A 22,591-nucleotide genomic window follows, 5' to 3' on the forward strand; every position below is an offset into this window, starting at 1 on the left:
GGAGCCCGCAATGCCCCACGATCTTTTCGGCACACCCGTCATCGCGGCGCCCATGGCCGGAGGCACGTCGACTCCGGCCTTTGTTGAGGCCGTGCACCGCGCCGGCGGTTTGGGCTTCCTGGCGGCCGGCTACAAGAGCGTGGCGGCCATGCAGGCGGAAATCCGCACCGTCCGGGAGTCCGGCGCCCGGTTCGGCATGAATGTGTTTGTCCCGGATCCGGCCCAGCTGCCTCCGTCCGCGGCGGTGCTGGCGGAGCTCGAGGACTACCGGCTGCAGCTGCGCACCGATGCCCGGCGCTACGGTGTCCTACATTACGATGATGGGCTCCCGCAGTTGCGGCTCGATGACGACGACGAATGGCAGGGAAAGATTGATGCCCTGCTGTCGGACCCCGTGGAGCTGGTCAGTTTCGCCTTCGGGCTGCCCGGCCCCGACGTCGTCCGGGCCCTGCAGCGGGCGGGATCGGCGGTGCTTGCCACTGTCACCACCGCGGCCGAGGCCGTGCAGGCGGCCGGGCAGGGCGTGGACGCCCTGGTGGTGCAGCACACGAGCGCCGGCGGACACAGCGCGGCGTTCCTTCCGGCCCCGGAGGCCCATGTGGCGCCGCCGGGCGGGTCACAGCTGGCAATGCCGGGCGGCACGACGGCGGAGCTGCTCGCCGAGGTGCGGTCCGCCGTCGACCTCCCGCTGGTGGCTGCGGGCGGCATCATGGATGCGGCCGGGCTGGACGCCGTGCTGCGCGCCGGTGCCGTTGCAGCCCAGCTCGGCACCGCGTTCCTCCGCACGGACCAAAGCGGCGCGAAGCAGCTGCATAAGGATGCCCTGGCGGATCCGCATTTCACCCGGAACCGGCTGACACGCGCCTTCACCGGCCGGCAGGCGCGGGCCCTGGAGAACGAATTCGTCCGCGACCACCCCGGGGCGCCGCAGGCCTATCCTGCCGTCCACCACCTCACGGCACCCCTCCGGGCCGCGGCCGCCGCTGCCGGCGACGCGGAACGCCTGAACCTGTGGGCGGGCACGGGCTGGCAGAAGGCACAGGCCGGACCCGTGGCCGGCGTCGTGCACGGGCTGCTCGCCGGCCGCTGACCCCGCCCGTACCCCGACGTTGCCGGAAACGTGCCAAACCGCCGTCACCTTACGGCGAGCTCGGGGCCAACCGGCGACCTGAGCGCACCGACCGGCCCGGCTCAGCCTGCCGAGCGTTCGCGCACGAAGCCTGCCAGGAGCGCCGGACCGTCGCGGAGCACGAGTTCGCGGAACAACCGCACGGGATCGGGCTCGGCATCGGCCTTGGCATTCCGCGAAACCGGCTCCCGCCAGGCGAGGCCGATCTCGCGGAACGCCAGGTCGGAATCCAGGGGAATCTCCACCCAGCCGGGACCGCCGTCGTTGGCTTCGAAGCCCCGCGACGGGTGGTGGCTGTCTGGTGCGGCCCTGCCGGGTGCGGAGCCGCCGGGCGGCAGGATACTGACCCCGAGGCCGGCCGAGACGAGGCCGCGGACGGTGTGCGAGTCCTGGCTCTCGAAGGCGATGCGCGGGCGGAACCCCGCCTCCCGGAACAACGCGTCGGTCAGCGAGCGCATGCCGTAGCCGGGCCCCATCGCCACGAACGGTTCCTGCCGGATCTCGGCGACCCGGGCACGACGGCGGCCGGCCAGGGCATGCCGGTGGTGGACCACCAGACGCAACGGTTCCCGGTACAGCGCGGCCGAACCGATCCTCTTGCTGGGTGTGGCAACGGGTGCCGTGAGCGCCACGTCGGCGGAGCCCGCGGCCAGTTCCGCGAGGCAGCCGTCCCGTGCGCCCTGGCTGAGGTTAAAGGCGGTCTGCGGGTGCCGGCTCCGGAACGCACTGATGAGCAGCGGCAGCATTGCCTCGCCGAAGGTGTGCTGGAACGACACGGAGATCCGGCCTCGGACCACTTCCGATTCGTGCCTGACACTGTCCAGCCCCGTCTGGAATTCGTCCAGGGCGGCCTCGATGTGGGGCATGAGCGCCTTCGCCGCGGGCGTCAACCGCACACCCCGGCCGTCCCGGATCAGCAGCTCTGTCCCCACAATGGCGCTGGCACGCGCAATGGCACGGCTCACGGTCGACTGCGGCAGGCCCAGGAGCTCGGCCGTCTCGGTAATGTGCTCCGTCCGCCCCAGTTCCGCCAGCAGCGGCAGCAGGGGCAGCAGCTGCACCAGCTGCCTGTGTTCGACGTCCATGTTCCACTCCCCGGCACTGATCCATATTTGCTATCTATTCTATGGAAATCATGCATTGGAAGCATCCCTCGTGCAGGCTTTAGCCTGAAAGCATGCCACGCTCTTCCGCACCCTCCGGCACCGGCCGACGCCCCGCAGCCCGGCCCGCAGCTGATCCTGCAGCTAACGCTGCCGCATGGGCTGGCCATCCGCAGGGCTCCACGGCCTACCGCCGGATCCTCGCCGGGCTTGCCTTTGCCGGCGTCGCAACCTTCGCCCAGCTCTACTCCACCCAGGCGGTGCTCCCGCTCCTGGCGGCGGATCTTCGCGTCTCGGCTGCCGAGGCCGCGCTGACGATTTCCCTGGCGACGGTGGGACTGGCCCTGACGGTGCTCCCGTGGTCCTTCCTGGCCGACCGGATCGGCCGGGTCCGGGCGATGATGTGGGGCATCTCCGCGGCCACCGTCCTGGGCCTGCTGGTCCCGTTGGCCCCCAGCTTCCCCGTGCTGCTGTGCCTGCGGATGCTGGAGGGGATGGCCCTCGGCGGCATCCCGGCGATCGCGATCGCTTACCTCAACGAGGAGGTCAACAAGGCCCATGCCGCCCTTGCCGCCGGGAGCTATGTCGCCGGGACCACCCTGGGCGGCCTGGCCGGCCGGCTGGTGGCCGGGCCTGCGGGCGAACTGTGGGGCTGGCGGGCCGCGGCCCTGGCCGTCTCCGTTCTCGCCACCGGAGCGGCAGTCCTGTTCCTCGTTCTCGTGCCGCGGGCCCAGGGCTTCAGCGCCGCGGCCGCGGGCGGCTTCCGCGGTGCCCTGCGCACGCTGGCCGGCCATGGCCGCAATCCCCGGCTGCTGGCCCTGTACGTCCAGGCGTTCCTGCTCATGGGCGGTTTCGTGGCCGTCTACAACTACCTCGGATTCCGTCTCTCGGGGGCACCGTTCAGCCTGCCCGCCACCGCGATCAGCCTGATCTTCCTGGCCTACCTCTCCGGAACCGTCTCGGCGCGCTGGGCAGCGGGGCTGACGTCGCGGTTCGGCCGGCGCACCGTCCTGATCGCCGGCACCGCACTGATGGCAGGCGGCCTGGCCCTGACGCTCACGGAACAGCTGGCCGCGATCCTGGTGGGATTGCTGCTGTTCACGGGCGGCTTCTTCGCGGCACACAGCATCGGATCCGGCTGGACCGGGCTGATCGCCACGACGGGCCGGGCTCAGGCCGCCTCGCTGTACAACCTTGCCTACTACCTCGGCTCCAGCGTGCTTGGCTGGGCCGGCGGCCTGATCTTCCAGCGGCTCGGCTGGACGGCCCTTGCCCTGACGGTCATCGGACTGGCCGGCGCGACGGCGGCAATCACCGCCGTCGCGCATCCCGCGCCAGCGCCCGCGCCGGCGCCGGCAACAACAGCCGCCGGCGGCCGGGTCACAGCATCGGGCTAGGCGTCGGGCCCGCGGGCTACTGCGTTGCCTCGATCGCCTGAACGAGGTCGGCGACGATATCGGCCGGGTCCTCCAGCCCCACCGAGATCCGCAGCAGGTTCGCGTGCGGCTTGGCCGTCGCTTCGACCGGCCGGTGGGTCAGGCCGGCCGGGTGCTGGATGAGGGTATCGATGCCGCCGAGGGAGACGGCGTGGGTGATCATGCCGACGGCGGCCGGGATCCGCTCGGCGTGCTCGGCGCTGGCGAGCTCGAAGGCCATGAGCGATCCCGGCCCGGACATCTGCGTGCCCACGAGGCCCTGCGGGTCGCATTCGGCCAGTCCCGGATAGTAGACCCGCCTCACGAGCCCGTGCCCTGCCAGGGCAACCGCGACTTTTTCGGCGCTGGCCTGCTGGGCGCGGACCCGGACCGGGAGGGTTGCCAGGCCGCGGTGCAGCAGGTAGGCCGGCCACGGGGTCAGGATGCCGCCGGTCACGGCCCGGATCTGGCGTAGCCGCACCGCCCATTCAGAGCCGGCGGCCACCACGCCGCCCATGGCGTCCCCGTGGCCGCCCAGGAACTTCGTGGCACTGTGCAACACCATGGCCGCGCCGTGCTTGAAGGGTTGCTGCAGCACCGGGCTGGCGAAGGTGTTGTCCACCAGGAGCGGCACGCCGTCGGCGGCGGCGGCCACGCGGGCGATGTCCACCAGCTCGAGGGTCGGGTTGGCCGGCGTCTCCAGGATCACCAGGCCGGTGTCCGGGCGCAGGGCGGCGCCGACGCCCTCCGGCGTCGTGAAGGTGACCTCGTTGCCCAGGACGCCGGAGGCCAAAAGGTAGTCGCTGCCGCCGTAGAGCGGACGGACGGCGACGACGTGCTTTTTGCCCGCGGCCACAACCGCCAGGAGCACGGCGCTCAGCGCCGCCATGCCGGTGGCAAAGGCGACAGACTCGGGCGTGCCTTCCAGGACAGCGACGCCGTCTTCGAAGCGTGCCACCGTGGGGTTCCACAGCCGCTGGTAGACCGTGCTTTGACCCTCCACATGTGAGCCGCCGGTGGCCATGTGCTCGTAGGCAAGGCCTCCGTCGTGCACGGACGGCAGGGGCGCCGTTGTGGACAGATCGATAGGCACCGCGTGGACGCCCAGTTCCGTGAGCCCGCTTCGGCCTGCGTGGACCGCCAATGAATCTTGAGAAAGCACCCTAGCTCCTTACGAATATTCACCATTGAATTCCGCAAGTATCTGGCAATAATTCGCGCTTTTGTAGGCGTTCTGAATGGAACTGTCGGATAACGCCGTTTATGATGAACGGAGAACACTACTAGGAGGATCCGTGAGCAGCACTGCGAAGAATGTTCGGCCGGGAGCCAGCGAGCCGCTGGACGCGATCGACGAGCGCCTGCTCGCTGCCCTCGTCGCGGACGCCCGCATCTCGAACAAACAGCTGGCAGAGCTCGTGGGGATCGCGCCGTCGACCGCGCTGATGCGCACCCGCGCCCTGTCCGAGCGCGGCATCATCGAAGGCTTCGAGGCCAACCTGAGCCTGTCCGCGATCGGGCGTTCGGTCCAGGCCCTCATTGCGGTCAGGCTCCGCGCCCATGACCGCGAGCAGATCGACCGCTTCACTGCCCGGGTGCCCAAACTGCCGGCAGTGCTCTCGACCTTCCACACGTCCGGGTCAGTGGACTATCTGCTGCACATCGCCGTCGCCACCACCGAGGACCTCCGGGACTGGGTTCTGGACAATCTGGCCACCGACCCCGTGGTGGGCCACACCGAAACCACGCTGGTCTTCGACCACATCCAGGGCAACCACGGCCCGCTGCCCTAGCGGGCCCGGCCGGTGCAGTTGGTCTCGGCGCACTTGGTCCCGGCGCCCCAGACCCGCCGGCGCACTTAGACCCGGTGCAGTGCGCTCCGCAGCGTAACGGCCGCCAGCGTCAGCGCGGCGGCGGCGCACACCGTGACGAAGCCGGCGACGGCGCTCTGCAGCCCGACGATCCCCGCCGCGAGCCCCAACCCGATCACCGGGAAGGCGCTGCCAAGGTACGTGATGACATAGACGGTGCTGATGATCTGGGCGTGCCGGGCGGCTTCCACCCTGCCGGCAACGTCGTTGAACACGGTCCGGAAGGCCACGCCCTGCCCCACGCCGGCAGTGATGCTGGCCAGAATCAGCAGCCACGGGCTGCTCCAGGCGGCGGCCGCGGCGATCAGCAGGACGGAGACGCCCAGGACGGCCAGGCCGGCGGACACGGCAAACCGTCCCCGGATGGCCAGCAGCTGGCTCAGGGCTGAGGAGCCCAGCGTCAGCCCTGCCAGCAGGCCGATCAGCGGCCGCGAATCGGCGTGGACAATCTGGGCGAAATAGCCGGGTGCGAGCGAGAGGCAGAAGCCAAAAACGGTGAAGCTCAGGAAGCCCACGGAGGAGGCCAGCCAGAAGGCGCCGCGCGCGTCGCTGGAGACCGAAGGCCGCCGCGGCGCCAGGACACGCAGGGTCTGGGGACCGGCGTGCAGGCTGATGGCGGGACGCGCCTTGAGCAGGTAGAGGGGCACCAGTACGGCGGCGAGGACGATGGAGTGCAGGTAGTACGGCGTCGACGTCGGCCCCGGCAGGAGGGAAAGCATTCCGCCGATTGCGGGGCCGGCCGCCACGCCTCCGGCCGAGGCCAGGAGCGTGAACCGCGAGGCCCACTCCGGCCGGCTGGGCAGCAGCTCGCGCAGGGCAGCCGAGCTGGCCCCGGTGGCGAGCGCCACGGCGACGCCCTGCAGGGCGCGCCCGGCGGAGAGCGCCACGAGGCTGCCCGCGGTGGCGAAGACAAAGCCGCCGGCCAGGCCCACCAGGACTGCCAGCACGAGTGCGGCGCGGCGGCCGATGTGGTCGGACCAGTGGCCGGCCAGGACGAGGGTGGCCACCAGCGCCAGGACGTAGGCCGAGAACGCCACCGTGACATCCAGCGCCGTGATTCCGAGTTTTGCCTGCAGCAGAGGGTACAGCGGCGTCGCAAGATTGGCGCCGACGAGCAACGTGAAGATCACGACTCCGGCCATCACGAGTCGTGCGGTGGTGGAGGCGTCCCAGCCCCAGCGGTCAGCTGTAGCCGGGCGCATGCGGAGTTCGCTGAAGACAGTCATGGCCGTGCCCTTGCAAAATGCAGGACCAGGCTTTCCCTGTTGTGGGGGAACCGCCCGGCCCGGTTGAAAGATTGGTAGGTACAGAATGCAATACCAGTGATCTTCATAGCCAAAATCTGTGCCAAAATTGAGCATAACAGTCATTCTCGGGCTGTTGAAGTGAACCGGAGTGATGATTTGAACAGTCTGGACCCTACCGACCTGAAGATCCTGCTGGAGCTGATCCGGGATCCGCGGATCCAGATCGGCGAGCTCAGCGACGCCTTGGGCATCGCCCGGAACACCGCCCAGTCGCGCGTGCGGCGCATGCTGCGCTCGGGCGTCCTGCACGACGGCGGCCGTGAAATCGATCTGGAGGCGGTAGGGTACGACGTCGTCGCGTTCGTGACGATCGAGGTCAACCACCGGGAGCTCGACGGCGTCGTAGGGGCCCTGCGGCTGATCGCCCAGGTCCTGGAAGTCCATGAGATCTCGGGGCGCGGCGACGTCTGGTGCCGGGTGGTGGCGACGGATACGCACAATCTCCAGGCGGCCCTCCGGTCGATCCTTCGGGTCAAGGGAGTCATCCGCACCGAGACCGTCCTGGCGCTACACACCCATATCCCCTACCGGACGGAGCCGCTGATCAGCCGGCTCGCGCAAGGCAGCGCGCTGACGCCCGGCCGGTCCGCGTCGCGGCGGGCCGGCTCCGCCGAATTCCAGGTGAACAAAGGATAATGTCCCGGTGACTATCATCGACAACGCCGTCTACGTTGACGGCATCCGCAGCGCCGAGCCGCGGAACCTCGAGCAGACTTTCGAGACCCTGACCGAGCACGGGGGAATGGCCTGGATCGGCCTGTACCGGCCGACCTCTGAGGAAATGGCGGCCGTGGCGGCCGAATTCAACCTGCACGGGCTGGCGGTGGAGGACGCGATCTCTGCCCACCAGCGCCCCAAACTGGAACGCTACGACGACAACCTGTTCACCGTGCTCCGGCCTGCCCGGTACCTGGACGAGACCGAGACCGTGGAATTCGGCGAACTCCACGTCTTCACGGGGCGCAACTTCGTGGTCACTGTCAGGCACGCCGAGACGAAAGTCGTGGGCAAGGTCCGGCACCGGATGGAGGGCCGGCCCGATCTGCTGCGCCACGGGCCCGAGGCCGTCCTGTACGCACTTATGGACCAGGTGGTGGATGACTACGGTCCCGTGGTGGCCGGGCTGGAAAACGACATCGACGAGATCGAGGACCAGCTCTTCAGCGGCGACCCCCTGGTGTCCCGGCGGATCTACGAGCTCGCCCGCGAAGTCATCCATTTCCAGCGCGCCATCCACCCGCTCCCGGCCATGATGCAACAGCTCCGGCGGGGCTTCGAGAAGTACCGGGTGGATACGGAACTGCAGCACAGCCTGCGCGACGTCGAGGACCACGTGGAGCGGCTGATCTCCCGCGCCGATTCGTTCCGTGACCTGCTCCAGAATGCGCTCACCCTGGACGGAACCCTGACCGCCAACCGCCAGAACGAGGCCAGTGCGGAACAAAACGAGCAGGTCAAGAAGATCTCCTCGTGGGCCGCGATCTTCTTCGCGCCGACATTTGTGGCCGGACTGTATGGCATGAACTTCGACAACATGCCGGAGCTGCACTGGACGCTTGGCTACCCGATGGCAATCGCTCTCATGGCCGGCACGGCGGGACTCATGTACGTAATTTTCAAGAAGAAGGGCTGGCTCTAGCCGGAGGCGCGCCGGTTCCGGACCTGGGCTATGAGCCGGCGGAACGCCAGGATAAAGCCGACCTCGATCAGCACCATGAACCCGAGCAGCAGCCACCTCCCGCTGCCGATAAAGACGATGGCCCCGGTGAGGACCAGGATGCTTCCCAGCACGAGGGAGTAAACGGCAAAGCCGAGGGCAACCCGGGCACTGCGGACGCCCGTGCGGAAGCCGAAGCCCTGCGGTTCCCCGCCGGGGTAGCCGGCAACCCGGTCCGGACCGGCGGGCTGGAGTTTGTCGAACTCCTCCCACGGGTCGCGGTCCTGCTGCTGATTGGTCATGTTTCCATTATCCCGCGGACCGGATCATCGCGCCGCTGGGACCGATCCGATGTGAGTTTTTCGCGGTGGAAAACTTTCGTGCCGTCACATTTCGTGCTGTCACGACGACGGGGCCCGGACCAGTAGTCCCGGCCCCGTCATTTTGCAGACCTGTCGGCTACTCGTTGTGGCCATGCCCGCGCGAGTCGCCGTGCTCGCGCGAGTCGCCGTGCTCGTTGGACTTGCTGTGCTCGTCGGACTCGCCGGTGTGTTCGCTTCCGCGCCCGGCCGGCGCGGCACGGTGTTCAGCGGCATTGGCCTGGCCGGCGGCGCGGTGTTCAGCGGCGTTCTGGTGTGCCCCAACGCTATTGCCGTTCGATACGTGGGACCCGTCGGCTTCCGGCGCGTCGGCGGAGTCCTGCGAATCATCTTCTGCAGGTGCCGGGGACTCCGGGGCAACGGGTGCCGGTGCTGCGGGGGCTTCCGGGGCCGGAGCGGGGGCAGCAGGCTCCCGCACGTCCGTGCCGTCTTCGGCGCCCTGATCGTCCGCGTCCTGGTCATCCGTGCCTTGATCATCGGCGGCCGCGTCCGTGCCCTCTTCGGCGCCCTGATCTTCGGCGCCCTGATCGTCCGACTCAACCGGTTCGCCGTATTCAGACGATTCGCCGGGTTCGGACGATTCGTGATCAGCGGCTTCCTGGTCGTCCACTCCCGGCGTCTCCGACTCGGCCGGATCGGCCGACTCGTCCGGATCGACCGAGTCAGCCGGATCGGACGAGTCGGCCGGTTCAGAGGTTGCTGTGTCCGTCGCCGTCGTGGTCGACGCCGGGTCAGCCGGGAGATTGGTGGTCGCGGTGGCGGCCGCCGCGCCGGCGCCGCCAGTGATGACGACGGAGGCGACTACTACTGCCTTGCCGGTAGTGCCCAGCGCACTGATCCAGCCGATGATTCCTGCCACGGGAGTTTCCTTTCAAAGCGGTTATGAGACCGCTGCCGTCCCCCCCGGTCGGCAGCCAGCGCCACATTACCGCCCGCAACCGAACACTGGTCGGCACTTCAGCCGTTTAGGCCACATCCTGAGCCAATGCTGATCAAACCCTGAGCCTTACATGTCAACAACGTCCCTGCTCAGTACATCTAGGCGGCGCGCACGTCGACCTCGCCGGGTTCGGCTCCGTCGCTGCCGAAGACCAGGTGCCGGTTGGCGACTTTCTCGCTGAAGAAGCGGTCGTGGCTGACCACGACGACGGCCCCGGGGAAGTGGAGCAGTGCCCGCTCCATGACCTGGGTGCTGGACATGTCCAGGTGGTTGGTGGGCTCATCCAGCAGCAGCACCGAGGCCCCGGACAGCAGGCACTGGGCCATGGCGACGCGGGCTTTCTGTCCGCCGGAAAGGTTTCCGATCTTCTGTTTGAGGTCGGCCTCGGAGAACTGGAACATGGCGAGAAACCTGTTGACGGACTTTTTCGTGGCGCTGAAGGCCAGGCTGTCCGGCAGCGCGTTGACCGCGTGCGAGACGGTGTCGGCGTCGTCGAGCTCTTCCAGCATTTTGTTGTAGGAAACAAAACCCGGCCCCTTCGCCCAGACCACTTCACCGGAATCAGTCGGTTCCTCCCCGGTCAGCACTTTCAGCAGCGTGGACTTGCCGCTGCCGTTGGAGCCCAGGACCACAATCCTGTTGCCGCGGCGGATCTCGAAGCTCAGGTCCTCGAACAAGACCTTGTCGCCGTAGGACTTGCCCAGCCCTTCGACCCGGCAGAGGACATCCTTCACGTGCAGCCCGCCGTAGATCTCGGTGACGATCTGGTCCACCGGACGGGGTGTCCGCGCTTTCTTGATCTTGGCCAGCTGGTTCCCCAACCCGCGGCTGGCGGCCTTGGCGGCCTCGCGGCGGTCGGCGATGCCCTCCGCTTCAAAGGCCAGGAGCTCGGACTCATGGACGAACTGCGCCTCAAGCGTTTTGAGCCGGAACTGCTTCTGGACCACGTACTCGGCGAAGTTTCCCGGGTATTCGTGCAGGTGGAAGTTTTCCACTTCGATGATCCGGGTGACTACCGCATCGAGGAACTTCCTGTCGTGCGAGACGATGATCGCGGCGCCGCGGTAGTCGCGGAACCAGTTTTCGAGCCATTCGACGCCGGCCACGTCGAGGTAGTTGGTGGGTTCATCGAGCAGCAAGACGTCCGGACCCTCCAGCAGGATCTTGGCCAGGGCGGCGCGGTTGCGCCACCCGCCGGAGAGTTCGTCAATCGCGCACGTGCGGTGGGCGTCGCTGAACCCCAGCGTGGTCAGGACTGTGTCGATGCGCCGCTTGTAATCCCACCCGTCGAGGCGGTCCATGTCCTCGAAGAGCTCGGCCTGGCGCCGGATCAGCCGGTCCAGCTCGGCGCCGGCGGGGTCCGCGGCAATAGCGGTGTCGATGGCCGCCAGCTCTGCCTCGGCAGCTTTGATCTCGACGAACAGTCCGTCAAGGACCTCAAGGATGGTTGCCTCGCCGTCGAGCTCGGAAAACTGGGAGAAGTACCCCACCCGGGTTCCCTGCTCCACAGTGACCGTTCCCGCGTCCGGGGAGACCTGGTCCAGGATGAGCTTGAGGATGGACGTCTTACCGGAGCCGTTTTTGCCGATCAGGCCCACCCGGTCCCCGGGCTCCAGACGGAAGAACGCCTCGCGGAGGATCTGTGTGTTGTCAAAGCGGACGCTGACGTCGTGCAGCCGGATCAGGCTCACTGCTGCGCGAGACGGTTGCGGACGATTTCGCTGACGGCCTTGCCGTCAAAACGTCCGGCCACCGTGGCGGTGACGGGCTTCATCACTGCCCCCAGCTGACGCATGGAGAGCTCGACGCCGTCGGCCTTGAGCGCCGCGATGGCCTCGTCCACGATCGTCTCGACTTCCGCTGCGGTGAGTGGCTTGGGCAGGTAGGCCTCGATCACCTCGGCCTCGGCGATCTCGGCGGCGGCACGCTCGGCTTCACCGGCCTCGGTGTAGATGCGGGCCGTGTCGCGGCGCTTGGCGGCTTCCTTTTGCAGGAGTGCGGTCACCTGTGCGTCGTCCAGCACGATTGGCGTCTTGCCCGATTTCTCCCGGGTTTCGATCTCGCCCAGGACGTTGCGCACGGTGGTCAGGGCAACCTTGTTGCGGTCCTTCATGTGGCTCACGACGTCGGCGTGCAGGCGTTCTTTCAGGGTGGTCATAGTTCTCCTCGTGTTGTTAACAAGGCTAGCGGCAGAACCCGTTGGCCCCGATCGCCGAGATGATCCGCTGAGCGTCCTCGTCCGAGAGGGCAGGGACGTCCCCGCTGAACTCCGTCTTTGCGGCAGCGATGAGCTGGTCCGCCGTCGATTGCCCCACCAGGCGGCCGCACAGGCGGCGGGCCTTGTCGACTGCTTGGTCGTCTGACAGGCGGGGGTTGATCTTGGCGAGCGAGGCCAGGAGCGCTTCCTGCTGGGCCTGATCAGGCTTGGGCAGCGACGCCGGCAGGCCTGCCGTAGGGGTCCCGGCGGACGGCTCGGGATTCGGTGAGGCGGAGCAGGCCGCGGTCAGCAGAACAGAGAGCAGGGCCAGGGCGATCGCGGTGGTGTTCTTCATCGGTGGTGGCCTTGTCTGCACTGGATGTCTATTTGGGATGCCTGCACTGGATTCGGCTGCCTTGCCGCTGGATTGCACGTTTGTCTTTGCCGCGCGGATTGCTGCGCCGGCGCGGCCACGGCGCCGATCACGCAGGTTCACACCATCTCATGAAAACTCTTTTTGCCCCGCACCCGGGGTCGCCGGTAATGCGACACGTTGCGGCTGTTCCAAATGGCGAGAGACTGGCGTAGCGTGACTCTCGTCACATCTGGTTGAGGATTGGTATCGGCCCGCTTCGCTTCGGAAGAAGGAATCCATGGATCGCCGGACTTTTCTCACTGCAATGGCGGCTGGCCTGGCTGAGGCCGGGGCCAGTTCCGCTGCCAGACCCCTTGGGCCGGTTCCGGCCCCCTCCACACCATCCCTTGCCCGTACGGCCACCTCTGCCCGCCGGGCTCTCAAAGGCGCAGCCCACGGCGGAGATGATGCGCTTGCATTGAGACAAATCCGGAGTCTCAACGCCAGCTGGTACTACTCCTGGGGATCCGCGTATACCGTCACGACCAACCCGGCCTTTGTCCCGATGGTGTGGAGCGCGAATGCTTTGCTCGGAAAGGACGCCCTTGGCGACGTGGCCAGGCAACTTCCCCAGACGAGGACCAAACACCTCCTCGCTTTCAACGAACCGGACCACCCAGGCCAGGCCAGCATGTCCGTCGATGAGGCCATCCGGTTGTGGCCCCACCTTCAATCCACCGGCCTGCGTCTGGGTTCGCCGGCCACGGTCGGTGTCATGAGCCCGTGGCTGGACCACTTCATGGCCAGGGCGCGGCAGGCGAACCTCCGCATCGACTTCATGACGATGCATCACTACGGCTCGCCGAACCCAGAGAGTTTCCTCGCAAGAGTCTGGTACCTGCATCACCGGTATGGCAGGCCGGTCTGGGTTACCGAATTTGGGGTTGCGGACTGGCAGGCAACCCCGGCACGCCCCTCCCGGTACACGACCCGCGAGACCGCCTACTTCATGCAGGTTGCGGTCGCCGGCATGCGAGTGATGCCCTTCGTCGAACGGTTTGCGTGGAAAGCCAGGGAACCCAGTGACCCCGCCATGGGCCCGTCAGCCCTCTATCAAACGAACGGCCGGCTGACCTCACTCGGCCGGCTGTACGCTTCGCTATGACTTCCCGTCAAGAGTCGGAGTGAGACCCGCCGCTACTTGTCCGTGCTGTTCGGCCCATCCTTTCGGGTGGGAAGCACGAGGAGTGCGTCACCGACGGGACGTTCCGCGCCGCCCGAGGGGATATTCAGAACAGCTCCTCCGGCAACTGCTGTTGTGGAACCGCCACCGTCCAGGTTAATCGCCTGGACCATGCCAAGGGACGCGGCGACGTCGGCCTCTTCCTTCAGGCTTAGGCCCAGTGAGGCCGTCGAGCGTCCATCGGCTGTCACCAGCATGGTTCTCCCCTAGGCATCGGTGCCGGCGAAAGTCCGCGGGTTTCGCTTGTGGACCCAGCCGTAGTAGAAGCTGTTCCCGTCATTGGGGTGGACCATGCCGTCACGCCTGGCGGTGACCTCTGCCTTGCCGTTCTTGACCAGCAGCGGGCCGCCGTTGACGACGGTGGTGTCCCTGTCCGTGGAGAAGGACCTTTCGTCCTGGTCGAGCAGACCGGTGTTGATTTTCAGCTTGGCGCCCACCGTGGCCATTGTCCGCAGCCGTGCGACGTTGGTCCCGGTTGCCTGGACGGTGCGTCCGCCGGCAGGAACGGCAGTGCCGCGTGTCCCGGCAATTGCGGTGACGGTGTCGTGGCTGTCCACCGCCACCTCAAGGCCCGGACCGGCCGGGGTGGATGGCCCGAATTCAGGCGTGAAGGCCACGAGTTCGTTTGCGTTTGTGCAGGTGACGTCGTGAAGGGCGAGCGGGGTGGGCAGGCCGTTGGCTCCGCCGCAGTTGCGGATCAGGCCCGGCACCCGGTCAATGCCGTCCAGAGCCGCCGAACCGGAAGCGGAGGAGACGGAACCGGCCCAGGTCAGCCGCTGAATGCTGGTGCTGTTCTTCTTGCCGTCGATGACCAGGGCCGGGCGGTCCGCGACTGGTTCGCTGAGGGTCTTGCCGCCGTAGACGCCGACCCCGGCGGGGTCACCTTCGGCGCCGGCTGCCGGGTCGAAGACGAAGTAGCCCGCGTTGACGGCGGCGATGGCGCTGGCGTCAGTAGCGAGCTGGCTGGTGGTCTCCGGCTTTTCCAGGTCCGGGCCGAAGGAGCCGGCGAGCCGGCCCGTGAAGGTCTTGGGATCGATGGTGATGACCTCCAGGTTCCAGGGCCCGCGAGTGTTCGTGCTGTCGCCGGCGTCGCCGTCCCAACCCGTATAGATCACGGAGGAGGCAAACCCGGCCGCCTTGATCTGCGCGACCACCGGGTTGCCATCGGCCTTGGCGGCGAGGTGACCGGCACGGACCCGGTACCCCAGATCTCCGCCGGCGTCGGCCAGCTGCGGGGACTGGACATGTTCGACGCGGGCATCGACCCCTGCCGCATTGAGTTTGTCGGCGATGTGCTGCGCGGTGGCCTGGCTGGAGAGTGCCGAGGCTGGTGCGTCAGGATCCGGTGAATCCGAGGGTATGGCCACTTCGGCTGTCCAGAACAATGACGGGTCTGCTCCGCCGCGGCTAATCTTTGTCCGGGTAACGCCCGGGGCGAGGGCAGTCACCGTCCGGTTTTCGGGCAGGTCGGCGGGGCCAAGGTCGAGGTGGGCGCCCTGGGCCGCTCCGGTGTCACCTTTCTGGCTGCCGTCCGCATAAGTCGGGCCGACGGGGCTGAGGAGCGCTGAACAGACGGCGAGAACAAGGCCGCCGGTCAGGGCACCGCGGTGCTGCAGGGAGGCTTTCATCCGTCCACCGTAGACAAGCCGCCAGGCCGATTCCGCCTGTTTCACGCCGGGTTGGGCACCTGTTGGCCGAACCTTTGCAATACGTTTACCGATGCCGCGGTGACCGGTCGGGAGCACCGAACCACGCCGCGCGCGCCGCACCGCGCCCGCCTTGCCGCCTGCCACTGTCCGGACCGCGGCTTCGGCTGGTCGCATGCCACCAACGCCTGCCCCGTCTCCGGTTCCGGTTGAAGTCCTCCTCCCGCCAGGTCCGGCCGAGTGGTGGCAGATCGTTGCCGCGCTTGCCCCGGTTGCGGTACTCGTTGCTGCAGCCGTGGGAGCGTTCATGGCCTGGCGGACGCTGCGGCAGAAGGCCGTCGCCGACGACCGGGCGGAGTGGTGGAAACGGACCCAGTGGGCGCTGGACCGTGCCCTGGATGAGGACCGGGACAGCAAGGCCCTGGGGCTGGCTGCGCTGGATGTGCTCGCCCGCAGCGAGTTGGCCCGCAACGAGGAGCTCGAGCTCCTGGACATCGCGTGGGAGTCCGTTAACGGTGCCGAGGAGAGTACCGGCAGCGGGCAGCACGTCTCTGCGCAGGTTTCCGGCTCTGCGGCCGTCTCACAGCACCGGGTTCAGGTCACTGCCGCCAGACTGCGCGTCAGACTCGACGAGCGGCTCGGCCGCACAACGCCTCCCGGCACCGCGGGCCTGGCCAAGGAAGCGCCTTAGCCGCGGTTGGCCCTGTCCATGAGTGGGAGCACCATGACGACGGCCGCGCAGACGCACCCGGCGCCGCACAGGGGGCAGAGGTAGCCGACCGCCCTCTGGTCGTCCGCCCAGAAGGCGGGGATCGTGGCCATCTGCGCAAAGCCGGCCCGCTCCAGCATCCCCAGGGAAGAGTGCTGTGGATCGGCCGAGACCCAGGACGCCGAGACGACGTCGTGGCAGCCGCGGGCCTTCAGAAAGTCCAGGCAGGCCGCGAGCACGGTCGAGCCGACACCCATCCCCCTGCCTGCGGGCGCGACGACAATGGACTTCAGCTCCCCGACCCGGCGCCCGCCCAGGCCGGCGTCGACCCCGGGAAGGCGCAGGCGGTCCTGCAGTACGGCGTGGGACGCCCGGTCCAGGACGCGGGCGGTCCCCGCGCCCAGGAGCTCACCGTCCCTGCCGCGGGCGCGGATGAGGACTCCCCCGCCCTCGGCTGTCAGTTCCGCCAGAGCTGATGGCTGGACAAAACCGGAGCCGAGGGACTCGTTGAGGAGGGCGGCTGCTTCGCTGGCCACGGCGGACCCTGGTGCCCCGACGTGCAGGGTGACGTTCGACGCCGGCCGGGTCCCGATCCCTGTGGCTGCCATGTTGCTCCTCTTCGGCGGGCATTAGTACGCACCATCGCATCGCCCTGGAACCGAGCAGGGACGCCCCCGGCGGCCGGCAATGTCTTTTCCCGTACTCATTCACGCACTCAAAGGTTCGAAAAACCTTGAAATCTGTGGAGCTAAGGAGATTCGAACTCCTGACCTCTTCGATGCGAACGAAGCGCTCTACCAACTGAGCTATAGCCCCGAAGCAACGCCGGTCCTGACGGAACGGCGTTGCCGGTGTCCCTAGGCTACAAACTATCTGCGCTGTTTTCCAGCCAGCCCCGGAAAGTCTCGGTGCCGTGTCGCGCGTCCGGCACCAGGTTCAACGCCTTGCGCGGGTAGCGGCCCATCGCGCCGGGCAGCGGCAGACGCACGAGTTGACACTTTGCGCCCGTGGCCCGCTGCCATTCCCGGGCAAAATCGGCCATGTCTTTGGATTCCGGGCCGCCGAGGTTCAGTACCCGGTGCCGCGGACCCGCCGCTGGAACAGGTGCCGGTTCAAGGGCGGTCTCCAGCAACGCCACGGCTGCGTCGGCCGGCGGGCCCGCCATTGGAACCGGCGTCTCTGTCCACGGGGATGATCCGCAGCTTCGCGCCGGCGCCGAACATCATCGCGAGCAGTGAGTGGATCTGGGTGGCACAGACCACCACGGTCTCGAGTCCGGACAGCTCGTAGGCGTGTTCTTGGGCAGCCTTCGACCGGTAGAAGGAGGAGGTGCTGCGATCGCAGTTCACGATGGATAGCAGGACGGCCCTGGCCATTACCGCGTCCTGGGCGGCGGCCAGAAGCCGCGCGCCGCCGTCGGCGAAATTCTTGCGTGCCTTCCCGGCGCGTCCCTCCAGGCAGTCAATCACGACGTCGGCGCCGGCCAGGGCGGCCGCGATCCCCTCGCCCGTCGTGACATCCGCGCGCGTAAGTATTCCGCGCCCCGGATGTTGCCGGCGGCGCCGGCCGCTGGCGGGTTGCGGCTGAGCACGGCCACGGAGTGCCCGGCGTCGACGGCCCGGCGTAGCGAAGTCCGCCGCCGCTGCGGGGACATGAAAAACCCCGGGCCGCCATCGCTGGCTGCCCGGAGTAATCTCTGCAAGGACGTGCCGGATCAGGCGCGGCGCCGCTGGAGGACATCATCCAGGTTGCTCAAGGCGCTCTGGGCTTTGCTGAGCTGCTTGGTTTCGGAATCCTCGGCGGTCTGCGGATCGGACACTGCCGGCCGCGCTGAGGCCTGCTTGAGGGACGGTTTCCCTACGGCCTTCGGCGCCTCGGGAAGGTCGAGGGGCATCGGGGCTGCACGTTCGGCCTTCGGGGCTTCGACGTAGGTGGGCTTGGGAACCTCGACGGGCTCCCAGCTCGTGCCCTCCGCTACTGCACCCGTGCCGGCGGCCACAGCCGCCGAGGCATCACCCGAGGCGACGGCTTCGGCGAGGGCGGCCTGGCGGAGTTCCAGTGCGGTCAGCGGCTTCGGCGCGGGCTCGGGCGTGTCGCGGCCCGCTTCGGCGTCGAAGAGCGGGCTTTCCGGCCGGGCGCCGGGGCGGCCGGCGGGAATGGAGGGGGTCTGTTCAGGTGCGGACGGCCGCGCAAGAGTGCGTTCCGGGCTGGCCATGGCTGCACGGAACGCAGCGTTCATCTTCCGCCGGCGATCGCGGACGGCAAGGCGGCGAAGCAGCGCCACTGAGGCGACGGCGCCCAGGAGGGCGGTCAACGGCAGCCAGCCTGAACCGATGCCGAAAAGTCGGAGGGCTCCGGACACCACTGCCGTGAGGAGAGCCAGGAGCCCGGCTACCGCCAGCACCAGGCGCCCCCAACGAATCCGGAACACCGGGGAGCCCGCCGCAGCAATTGGGCTAACCCGAGGAGTCGCCGCTTTGCCCGCCCCAGGCCCAGGTGTGCCGCCGGACGGTTCTGCGCGTTGAGTGCTGATCATGGGTTTCTCCTGCTGCGCCGCCATTTTCATAACCTTCCCCGCCTGTGGATCTGCTGGTTCCATGTCAATGACGTCCGCCAGGAATTCGCCTGCAGGCTGCAGCTGGTGGCGTCCGTTCCGGAGAACGTAAGGCGCCACCCACACGATCCAGAGCGCAACAGCAATGACAAGGATCACAGAGCTGCTAAGAGGGAAGTCCACACTCAAAACCGTATGAGGTATATGGGGTGCTGCCCCGCATTGTCAGGGGTGTGTCGCGCGCGCGGCCGGGACTGGCCGACGTCGGGGCGTCGTGGCTGGTCAGGCGGCTGTCGCGGGCTTCAGGACTGGCGGGTTCTCAGCCACCGCGCGAGGAGGCCTTCCGGTACTTCTTCCGCCGTGAGCGCGAAAGTCCGGTGGTCCGCCCATTCACCGTTGATGTGCAGGAACCTGGGCCGGAATCCCTCGTCGCGAAACCCGAGTTTCTCCACCACGCGCAGGCTCGGCGCGTTCTCCGGCCTGATGTTGATCTCCATGCGGTGCAGGCCAAGGGCGCCGAAGCAATAGTCCGTCGCCATGGCCACCGCGGTGGGGGCGATCCCCCGGCCGGCCCGTTCCTTGTCAACCCAATAGCCAAGCGTTGCCATCATGGCCGATCCCCATACGATCGAGGACACCGTCAGCTGCCCCACGATCACCGGTGCCTGATGGCCGGGTGTCCATTCCGCGATCACGAAGGGCAGGGCCGCGGCCTGCGCGGCCTGGGCCTTGAGCGAACGCACCATCTGCCGGTAGTCCGGCAGGCCGCCGCCGGGTACCGGGTTCGATGCCTCCCAGGGGGCCAGCCACTCGCAGTTGCGGGACCTGAGTGCTGTCCACTCCTTGCGGTCCCGGTACCGGATCGGGCGCAACACGATGTCGCCGCTCTCCAGGGTCACCGGCCAGGTGAAGCTGCCCCCCACGGGAGTTATTTGGCGAGGCTGGGGGCCAGGCTGGACGCGAAGCCGGGCAGCCATTCGCGCAGGCCCGGGCCGAGGTCCTCACTGTCGCAGGCGAGCTGGACACAGGCCTTGAGGTAGCTGAGCTTGTCGCCGGTGTCGTAGCGGCGGCCGCGGAAGATGACGCCGTACACGCCGTAGCCTTCGCCGGTGCCGGCAGAGAGTTCCTGCAGGGCGTCCGTGAGCTGGATTTCCCCGCCGCGGCCGGGCGCGGTGCGCTCCAGCACTTCAAAGACGGCCGGGTGCAACACATAGCGGCCAATCACCGCCAGGTTGGACGGGGCGTCCGCGACATCGGGCTTCTCCACGAGCTGATTGATGCGGACGTAGTCCTCACCACCAATTGCCTCGACGTCGGCGCAGCCGTAGGCACTGATCTGGGACGGGTCCACCTCGATCAGAGCGACCACCGACCCGCCGGTCTTGGCCTGGACCTCGATCATGGTGCTGAGGAGCTCATCGCGTGCGTCAATGAGGTCATCTCCGAGGAGGACGGCGAACGGCTCCTGCCCGACGTGCTGCTTGGCTCGGAGGACCGCGTGGCCGAGGCCCATGGGATCGCCCTGGCGGACGTAGTGGATGTCGCCGAGGTTGCTGGCGGCCTGGATGGACTCGAGCTTCGCCGTGTCGCCCTTAGCCTTCAGGGTGGACTCCAGCGCGGGGACGCGGTCGAAGTGGTCCTCCAACGCCCGCTTGCTGCGGCCAGTGATCATCAGGATATCATTCAGGCCGACATTCACGGCCTCCTCGACGACGTACTGGATGGCCGGCTTGTCAACGACAGGCAGCATTTCCTTGGGCATGGCCTTCGTGGCGGGGAGAAACCTGGTACCAAGGCCTGCGGCGGGGATTACGGCCTTGCGGACGGAAGCGATAGGTGTATTCACACGACTAATCTAACGGAGGGACGAATCATTGCGTAATCATTGTGCGAACCGCCCGCCGGGCCTGCCCGGTGCAGCGCGGCCGCAAGAGGCCGAGGAAGGGCCAATATGGCGTCAAAAGAGGAAATACGCTCCGGCCACAGGGCGGCCCGTTCCGCGCTCCCGCCGGCCGCGCAGGATGCCGCCGCGGCGGGCATAGCCAGCCATGGGCTCCAGTGGGCCTCCGGGCTGGCCAGCGGCCGCCAGGGCACCTTCGCGGCGTACCTCGGGGTGGGCGCCGAACCGCCCACAATGCCACTGCTGACGGCCCTGGTCGATGCCGGGCACCGGGTGCTGCTGCCGGTTTGCGAACCCGAAATCGAGCTCAGCTGGGTGTACTGGACTCCCCTGTCCGGGTTTGTCCGCAGCCGTTACGCCCCCATCCAGGAGCCAGTCGGAGAGCGCCACGGCACCGACGTCATGCGGGACGCCACCGCCATCTTCCTCCCGGCCACGGCGGTGGATTTCTCGGGCAACCGAATCGGACAAGGCGGCGGCTACTACGACAAGTTTCTTGCCGCCCTGGCCGCCATGTCCTCCGCGTCCGGCGGGGCGCCCGGCGGGGCGTTCGACGGTGTCGCGTTGCCGACTGCCGCCGTCGTGTATGACACGGAGGTGCTGCCCGCGGGCAGCATTCCGGCGGAGTCGTTCGACCGGAAAGTCGACACGGCGCTGACCCCGGGCGGGATCATCCGGCTCGGCTGATCCCGGCCCGACTGATCCGGTTCCTGCCAAGGTGATAGAATTGGCACTCAGGCCCTGCGACTGCTAAGGACGGAACCGGCCGATAGACATATCGGCGGCCATCCGGACTCGACAGCACGGGACCTGCTCGTTTGCCCCTGAGGAGGATTTCCAGTGCCCACGTATGCATACGCCTGCAAGGACTGCAGCCACGCCTTCGAGATCGTGCAGTCGTTCAGCGACAACTCCTTGACGTCCTGCCCCGAGTGCCAGGGCACGCTGCGCAAGAAGTTCAACAGCGTCGGCGTAGTGTTCAAGGGCTCCGGCTTCTACAGGACCGATTCGCGCGACGCCAAGGGCAGCACGGTCTCTCCGGCTCCTGCTGCTCCCGCGGCCACCCCCGCACCCGCCGCCGCCGCGGCCAGCTAGGGCATCTGCCGGGTTGGCGCCTGCTGCCGGCTGGGCCACGGCCGGCTGAGCCTGGGCACTGCCTGAACCGCTGGTCCCTGTCCGCTGTGGCCGTTGTCCACATAGGACGCTCCGCAGCTCCTGCCGCCCTGGGCGGATCCGTAGCGTGGCGGCATGACACTTTTCCTCAGCGCGGTATCCCTGCCTTCGTTCCCGACGGCTGCCCCGGCGGCATCCGGGCCCTCTTCCACGCCTTCGTTCAGGCCGTTCCGCGTCGCAATGCCCGAAGTGGCCTCCGGCCGCTGGTCCCGCACCGGGATCCGCCCCGTCAGCCCTCCTCCCGCCACGTCTTCCGCCGCCGGCCGTCCGTTCCGGAGCCGGTTCGGTCCGGAGCAACCCCGCAGGCATCCGCCCCGTGGCCACCCCTCGCGGCGCCGCTTGCGCGGCTGGCTGAGCAGGAACCGGCGCTTTATCGCGGCCCTCCTGTTCTGCATTCCCGCCGGTCTGACGGTTCAGCAGCTGGCTCCCCCGCCCGCTGACACGGTCGCAGCCTTCGCCGCAGCGGCCGATCTGCCGGCCGGCAAGACCCTGGAACCCGGCGATGTCAGCAGGATCAGCGTGCCGCCCGGCCTCGTGCCTGCCGGCAACCCGGGCAGCGAGACCGCATTCGAGGGCAAACAGCTGGCCGCACCGCTGCGCCAGGGCCAGCTCCTCACGGACGCCCAGATCCTTGGGCCGGGCTTGCTCGCCGGAAGCCCGGCCGGCTCTGCGGCCGTGCCGCTGAGGATGGCAGATCCGGCCTCCATCCAGCTCGTCTCCCCCGGGCAGCTCGTCAACGTGGTGCTCACCGGCGGCAACGGCACGGAACAACCCGGCGAAAGCCAAGTCCTGGCCGAAGCCGTACCGGTGCTCTGGACCTCGGCGCAGGGCGGCAAGGCCGGCCCTTGGCCCGCCGCTGCGGAGACTGACGGGCTGGTGGTGGTGGCGGCACCGGCCGACCAGGCACGCAGACTGGCGGGCGCGTCTACCCAGGGCAAGCTGTTTTTCGTGCTCGTGGCGTCACCGCCGGGCTAGCGTTCCCGCTGGGCCAGGGTGTCCGGGCACTTGGCTC

At 68.1% G+C, this 22,591-nt stretch carries 26 protein-coding genes and 1 tRNA gene; 10 read left to right on the plus strand and 17 right to left on the minus strand.

Annotated elements, in window-relative coordinates; genetic code table 11:
* Nucleotides 1-10: 10 nt before the first annotated feature.
* Nucleotides 11-1,090 carry a nitronate monooxygenase gene (locus AC1DXI_RS16865; RefSeq protein ID WP_476939556.1) on the plus strand — a complete coding sequence of 360 codons (1,080 nt, stop codon included), beginning with the start codon at nt 11-13 and terminating at the stop codon, nt 1,088-1,090.
* Between the two features lie 101 nt (nt 1,091-1,191).
* Here the strand turns inward: AC1DXI_RS16865 and AC1DXI_RS16870 are convergent, their stop codons facing one another.
* On the minus strand, nt 1,192-2,214 hold the full coding sequence (locus AC1DXI_RS16870; RefSeq protein ID WP_476939557.1) for a LysR family transcriptional regulator: 1,023 nt from the start codon (nt 2,212-2,214) through the stop codon (nt 1,192-1,194).
* A 92-nt stretch (nt 2,215-2,306) separates the two neighbouring features.
* Between AC1DXI_RS16870 and AC1DXI_RS16875 the strand changes: the two genes are divergently transcribed.
* The gene (locus AC1DXI_RS16875; RefSeq protein WP_476939558.1) at nt 2,307-3,629 is read left to right on the plus strand and encodes an MFS transporter; all 1,323 of its coding nucleotides are present in this window, start codon (nt 2,307-2,309) and stop codon (nt 3,627-3,629) included.
* A gap of 16 nt (nt 3,630-3,645) precedes the next feature.
* Here the strand turns inward: AC1DXI_RS16875 and AC1DXI_RS16880 are convergent, their stop codons facing one another.
* Nucleotides 3,646-4,809 (minus strand): trans-sulfuration enzyme family protein, encoded by a 1,164-nt coding sequence (locus AC1DXI_RS16880; RefSeq protein WP_476939559.1) that lies wholly within the window; start codon nt 4,807-4,809, stop codon nt 3,646-3,648.
* 133 nt (nt 4,810-4,942) lie between these two features.
* On the opposite strand from AC1DXI_RS16880, the gene AC1DXI_RS16885 reads away from it, so the two are divergent.
* Nucleotides 4,943-5,440: an Lrp/AsnC family transcriptional regulator gene (locus AC1DXI_RS16885; RefSeq protein WP_018773770.1), complete on the plus strand. Its 498-nt coding sequence runs from the start codon at nt 4,943-4,945 to the stop codon at nt 5,438-5,440.
* A 65-nt stretch (nt 5,441-5,505) separates the two neighbouring features.
* On the opposite strand, the gene AC1DXI_RS16890 is transcribed toward AC1DXI_RS16885, so the two are convergent.
* Entirely contained in the window at nt 5,506-6,744 is a 1,239-nt protein-coding gene (locus AC1DXI_RS16890; protein WP_476939560.1) for an MFS transporter, read from the minus strand.
* 177 nt (nt 6,745-6,921) lie between these two features.
* Here AC1DXI_RS16890 and AC1DXI_RS16895 point away from each other — a divergent pair, with 177 nt between their 5' ends.
* Together AC1DXI_RS16895 and corA are read left to right on the plus strand one after the other, a co-directional pair.
* Nucleotides 6,922-7,461: an Lrp/AsnC family transcriptional regulator gene (locus AC1DXI_RS16895; RefSeq protein WP_026537641.1), complete on the plus strand. Its 540-nt coding sequence runs from the start codon at nt 6,922-6,924 to the stop codon at nt 7,459-7,461.
* A gap of 7 nt (nt 7,462-7,468) precedes the next feature.
* Nucleotides 7,469-8,464 (plus strand): magnesium/cobalt transporter CorA, encoded by a 996-nt coding sequence (gene corA / locus AC1DXI_RS16900; RefSeq protein WP_476939561.1) that lies wholly within the window; start codon nt 7,469-7,471, stop codon nt 8,462-8,464.
* Here corA and AC1DXI_RS16905 read toward each other — a convergent pair.
* From AC1DXI_RS16905 to AC1DXI_RS16925, 5 genes are all read right to left on the minus strand, one after another.
* Nucleotides 8,461-8,784 carry a hypothetical protein gene (locus AC1DXI_RS16905; RefSeq protein ID WP_476939562.1) on the minus strand — a complete coding sequence of 108 codons (324 nt, stop codon included), beginning with the start codon at nt 8,782-8,784 and terminating at the stop codon, nt 8,461-8,463. The genes corA and AC1DXI_RS16905 overlap by 4 nt on opposite strands.
* A 157-nt stretch (nt 8,785-8,941) precedes the next feature.
* Nucleotides 8,942-9,721 (minus strand): hypothetical protein, encoded by a 780-nt coding sequence (locus tag AC1DXI_RS16910; protein WP_476939563.1) that lies wholly within the window; start codon nt 9,719-9,721, stop codon nt 8,942-8,944.
* Between the two features lie 179 nt (nt 9,722-9,900).
* Nucleotides 9,901-11,493 (minus strand): ABC-F family ATP-binding cassette domain-containing protein, encoded by a 1,593-nt coding sequence (locus tag AC1DXI_RS16915; protein WP_026537638.1) that lies wholly within the window; start codon nt 11,491-11,493, stop codon nt 9,901-9,903.
* A complete protein-coding gene (locus AC1DXI_RS16920) occupies nt 11,490-11,960 on the minus strand; it encodes a GatB/YqeY domain-containing protein (protein ID WP_018773763.1) in 471 nt (156 codons plus the stop codon). Before AC1DXI_RS16920 ends, AC1DXI_RS16915 begins: the two co-directional genes overlap by 4 nt.
* A 25-nt stretch (nt 11,961-11,985) precedes the next feature.
* Nucleotides 11,986-12,354 (minus strand): hypothetical protein, encoded by a 369-nt coding sequence (locus AC1DXI_RS16925; RefSeq protein WP_476939564.1) that lies wholly within the window; start codon nt 12,352-12,354, stop codon nt 11,986-11,988.
* A 478-nt stretch (nt 12,355-12,832) separates the two neighbouring features.
* Here AC1DXI_RS16925 and AC1DXI_RS16930 point away from each other — a divergent pair, with 478 nt between their 5' ends.
* Nucleotides 12,833-13,519 carry a glycosyl hydrolase gene (locus AC1DXI_RS16930; RefSeq protein WP_476939565.1) on the plus strand — a complete coding sequence of 229 codons (687 nt, stop codon included), beginning with the start codon at nt 12,833-12,835 and terminating at the stop codon, nt 13,517-13,519.
* 32 nt (nt 13,520-13,551) lie between these two features.
* Here the strand turns inward: AC1DXI_RS16930 and AC1DXI_RS16935 are convergent, their stop codons facing one another.
* Together AC1DXI_RS16935 and AC1DXI_RS16940 are read right to left on the minus strand one after the other, a co-directional pair.
* The gene (locus AC1DXI_RS16935) at nt 13,552-13,794 is read right to left on the minus strand and encodes a phosphodiester glycosidase family protein (protein WP_476939566.1); all 243 of its coding nucleotides are present in this window, start codon (nt 13,792-13,794) and stop codon (nt 13,552-13,554) included.
* A gap of 9 nt (nt 13,795-13,803) precedes the next feature.
* Nucleotides 13,804-15,225, minus strand: a complete 1,422-nt coding sequence (locus AC1DXI_RS16940; RefSeq protein ID WP_476939567.1) for an SPOR domain-containing protein — start codon at nt 15,223-15,225, stop codon at nt 13,804-13,806.
* A gap of 193 nt (nt 15,226-15,418) precedes the next feature.
* Between AC1DXI_RS16940 and AC1DXI_RS16945 the strand changes: the two genes are divergently transcribed.
* Entirely contained in the window at nt 15,419-15,934 is a 516-nt protein-coding gene (locus AC1DXI_RS16945; protein WP_476939568.1) for a hypothetical protein, read from the plus strand.
* Here AC1DXI_RS16945 and AC1DXI_RS16950 read toward each other — a convergent pair.
* The 7 genes from AC1DXI_RS16950 to galU form a co-directional block, all read right to left on the minus strand.
* Nucleotides 15,931-16,560 carry a GNAT family N-acetyltransferase gene (locus tag AC1DXI_RS16950; protein ID WP_476939569.1) on the minus strand — a complete coding sequence of 210 codons (630 nt, stop codon included), beginning with the start codon at nt 16,558-16,560 and terminating at the stop codon, nt 15,931-15,933. The two genes, AC1DXI_RS16945 and AC1DXI_RS16950, sit on opposite strands and share 4 nt — an antisense overlap.
* A gap of 135 nt (nt 16,561-16,695) precedes the next feature.
* Nucleotides 16,696-16,768, minus strand: a tRNA-Ala gene (locus tag AC1DXI_RS16955).
* Between the two features lie 46 nt (nt 16,769-16,814).
* Complete coding sequence (locus AC1DXI_RS16960; protein WP_476939570.1) at nt 16,815-17,090, minus strand: hypothetical protein; 276 nt, start codon at nt 17,088-17,090, stop codon at nt 16,815-16,817.
* Complete coding sequence (locus AC1DXI_RS16965) at nt 17,065-17,421, minus strand: hypothetical protein (RefSeq protein ID WP_476939571.1); 357 nt, start codon at nt 17,419-17,421, stop codon at nt 17,065-17,067. Before AC1DXI_RS16965 ends, AC1DXI_RS16960 begins: the two co-directional genes overlap by 26 nt.
* 245 nt (nt 17,422-17,666) lie before the next feature.
* Nucleotides 17,667-18,665, minus strand: a complete 999-nt coding sequence (locus AC1DXI_RS16970) for a hypothetical protein (RefSeq protein WP_476939625.1) — start codon at nt 18,663-18,665, stop codon at nt 17,667-17,669.
* A gap of 143 nt (nt 18,666-18,808) precedes the next feature.
* A complete protein-coding gene (locus AC1DXI_RS16975; RefSeq protein ID WP_476939572.1) occupies nt 18,809-19,429 on the minus strand; it encodes a GNAT family N-acetyltransferase in 621 nt (206 codons plus the stop codon).
* 5 nt (nt 19,430-19,434) lie between these two features.
* Nucleotides 19,435-20,352 (minus strand): UTP--glucose-1-phosphate uridylyltransferase GalU, encoded by a 918-nt coding sequence (galU, locus tag AC1DXI_RS16980; RefSeq protein ID WP_476939573.1) that lies wholly within the window; start codon nt 20,350-20,352, stop codon nt 19,435-19,437.
* 105 nt (nt 20,353-20,457) lie between these two features.
* Here galU and AC1DXI_RS16985 point away from each other — a divergent pair, with 105 nt between their 5' ends.
* From AC1DXI_RS16985 to AC1DXI_RS16995, 3 genes are all read left to right on the plus strand, one after another.
* Nucleotides 20,458-21,093, plus strand: coding sequence for a 5-formyltetrahydrofolate cyclo-ligase (locus AC1DXI_RS16985; protein ID WP_476939574.1), 636 nt, complete (start codon nt 20,458-20,460; stop codon nt 21,091-21,093).
* Nucleotides 21,094-21,246: 153 nt separating this feature from the next.
* Entirely contained in the window at nt 21,247-21,501 is a 255-nt protein-coding gene (locus tag AC1DXI_RS16990; protein ID WP_476939575.1) for an FmdB family zinc ribbon protein, read from the plus strand.
* 153 nt (nt 21,502-21,654) lie between these two features.
* A complete protein-coding gene (locus tag AC1DXI_RS16995) occupies nt 21,655-22,554 on the plus strand; it encodes an RcpC/CpaB family pilus assembly protein (protein ID WP_476939576.1) in 900 nt (299 codons plus the stop codon).
* Nucleotides 22,555-22,591: the final 37 nt, after the last annotated feature.

The organism is Arthrobacter sp. P1_H7 (assembly GCF_056405215.1).

What these genes read in the sequence shown, in the direction of transcription:
- AC1DXI_RS16935 (WP_476939566.1), bottom strand. Translation starts at nt 13,794, where the DNA reads ATGCTGGTGACAGCCGATGGACGCTCGACGGCCTCACTGGGCCTAAGC.
- AC1DXI_RS16950 (WP_476939569.1), bottom strand. Translation starts at nt 16,560, where the DNA reads ATGGCAGCCACAGGGATCGGGACCCGGCCGGCGTCGAACGTCACCCTG.
- AC1DXI_RS16995 (WP_476939576.1), top strand. Translation starts at nt 21,655, where the DNA reads ATGACACTTTTCCTCAGCGCGGTATCCCTGCCTTCGTTCCCGACGGCT.
- AC1DXI_RS16940 (WP_476939567.1), bottom strand. Translation starts at nt 15,225, where the DNA reads ATGAAAGCCTCCCTGCAGCACCGCGGTGCCCTGACCGGCGGCCTTGTT.
- AC1DXI_RS16920 (WP_018773763.1), bottom strand. Translation starts at nt 11,960, where the DNA reads ATGACCACCCTGAAAGAACGCCTGCACGCCGACGTCGTGAGCCACATG.
- AC1DXI_RS16865 (WP_476939556.1), top strand. Translation starts at nt 11, where the DNA reads ATGCCCCACGATCTTTTCGGCACACCCGTCATCGCGGCGCCCATGGCC.
- AC1DXI_RS16925 (WP_476939564.1), bottom strand. Translation starts at nt 12,354, where the DNA reads ATGAAGAACACCACCGCGATCGCCCTGGCCCTGCTCTCTGTTCTGCTG.
- AC1DXI_RS16945 (WP_476939568.1), top strand. Translation starts at nt 15,419, where the DNA reads ATGCCACCAACGCCTGCCCCGTCTCCGGTTCCGGTTGAAGTCCTCCTC.
- AC1DXI_RS16890 (WP_476939560.1), bottom strand. Translation starts at nt 6,744, where the DNA reads ATGACTGTCTTCAGCGAACTCCGCATGCGCCCGGCTACAGCTGACCGC.
- AC1DXI_RS16985 (WP_476939574.1), top strand. Translation starts at nt 20,458, where the DNA reads ATGGCGTCAAAAGAGGAAATACGCTCCGGCCACAGGGCGGCCCGTTCC.
- AC1DXI_RS16870 (WP_476939557.1), bottom strand. Translation starts at nt 2,214, where the DNA reads ATGGACGTCGAACACAGGCAGCTGGTGCAGCTGCTGCCCCTGCTGCCG.
- AC1DXI_RS16875 (WP_476939558.1), top strand. Translation starts at nt 2,307, where the DNA reads ATGCCACGCTCTTCCGCACCCTCCGGCACCGGCCGACGCCCCGCAGCC.
- AC1DXI_RS16905 (WP_476939562.1), bottom strand. Translation starts at nt 8,784, where the DNA reads ATGACCAATCAGCAGCAGGACCGCGACCCGTGGGAGGAGTTCGACAAA.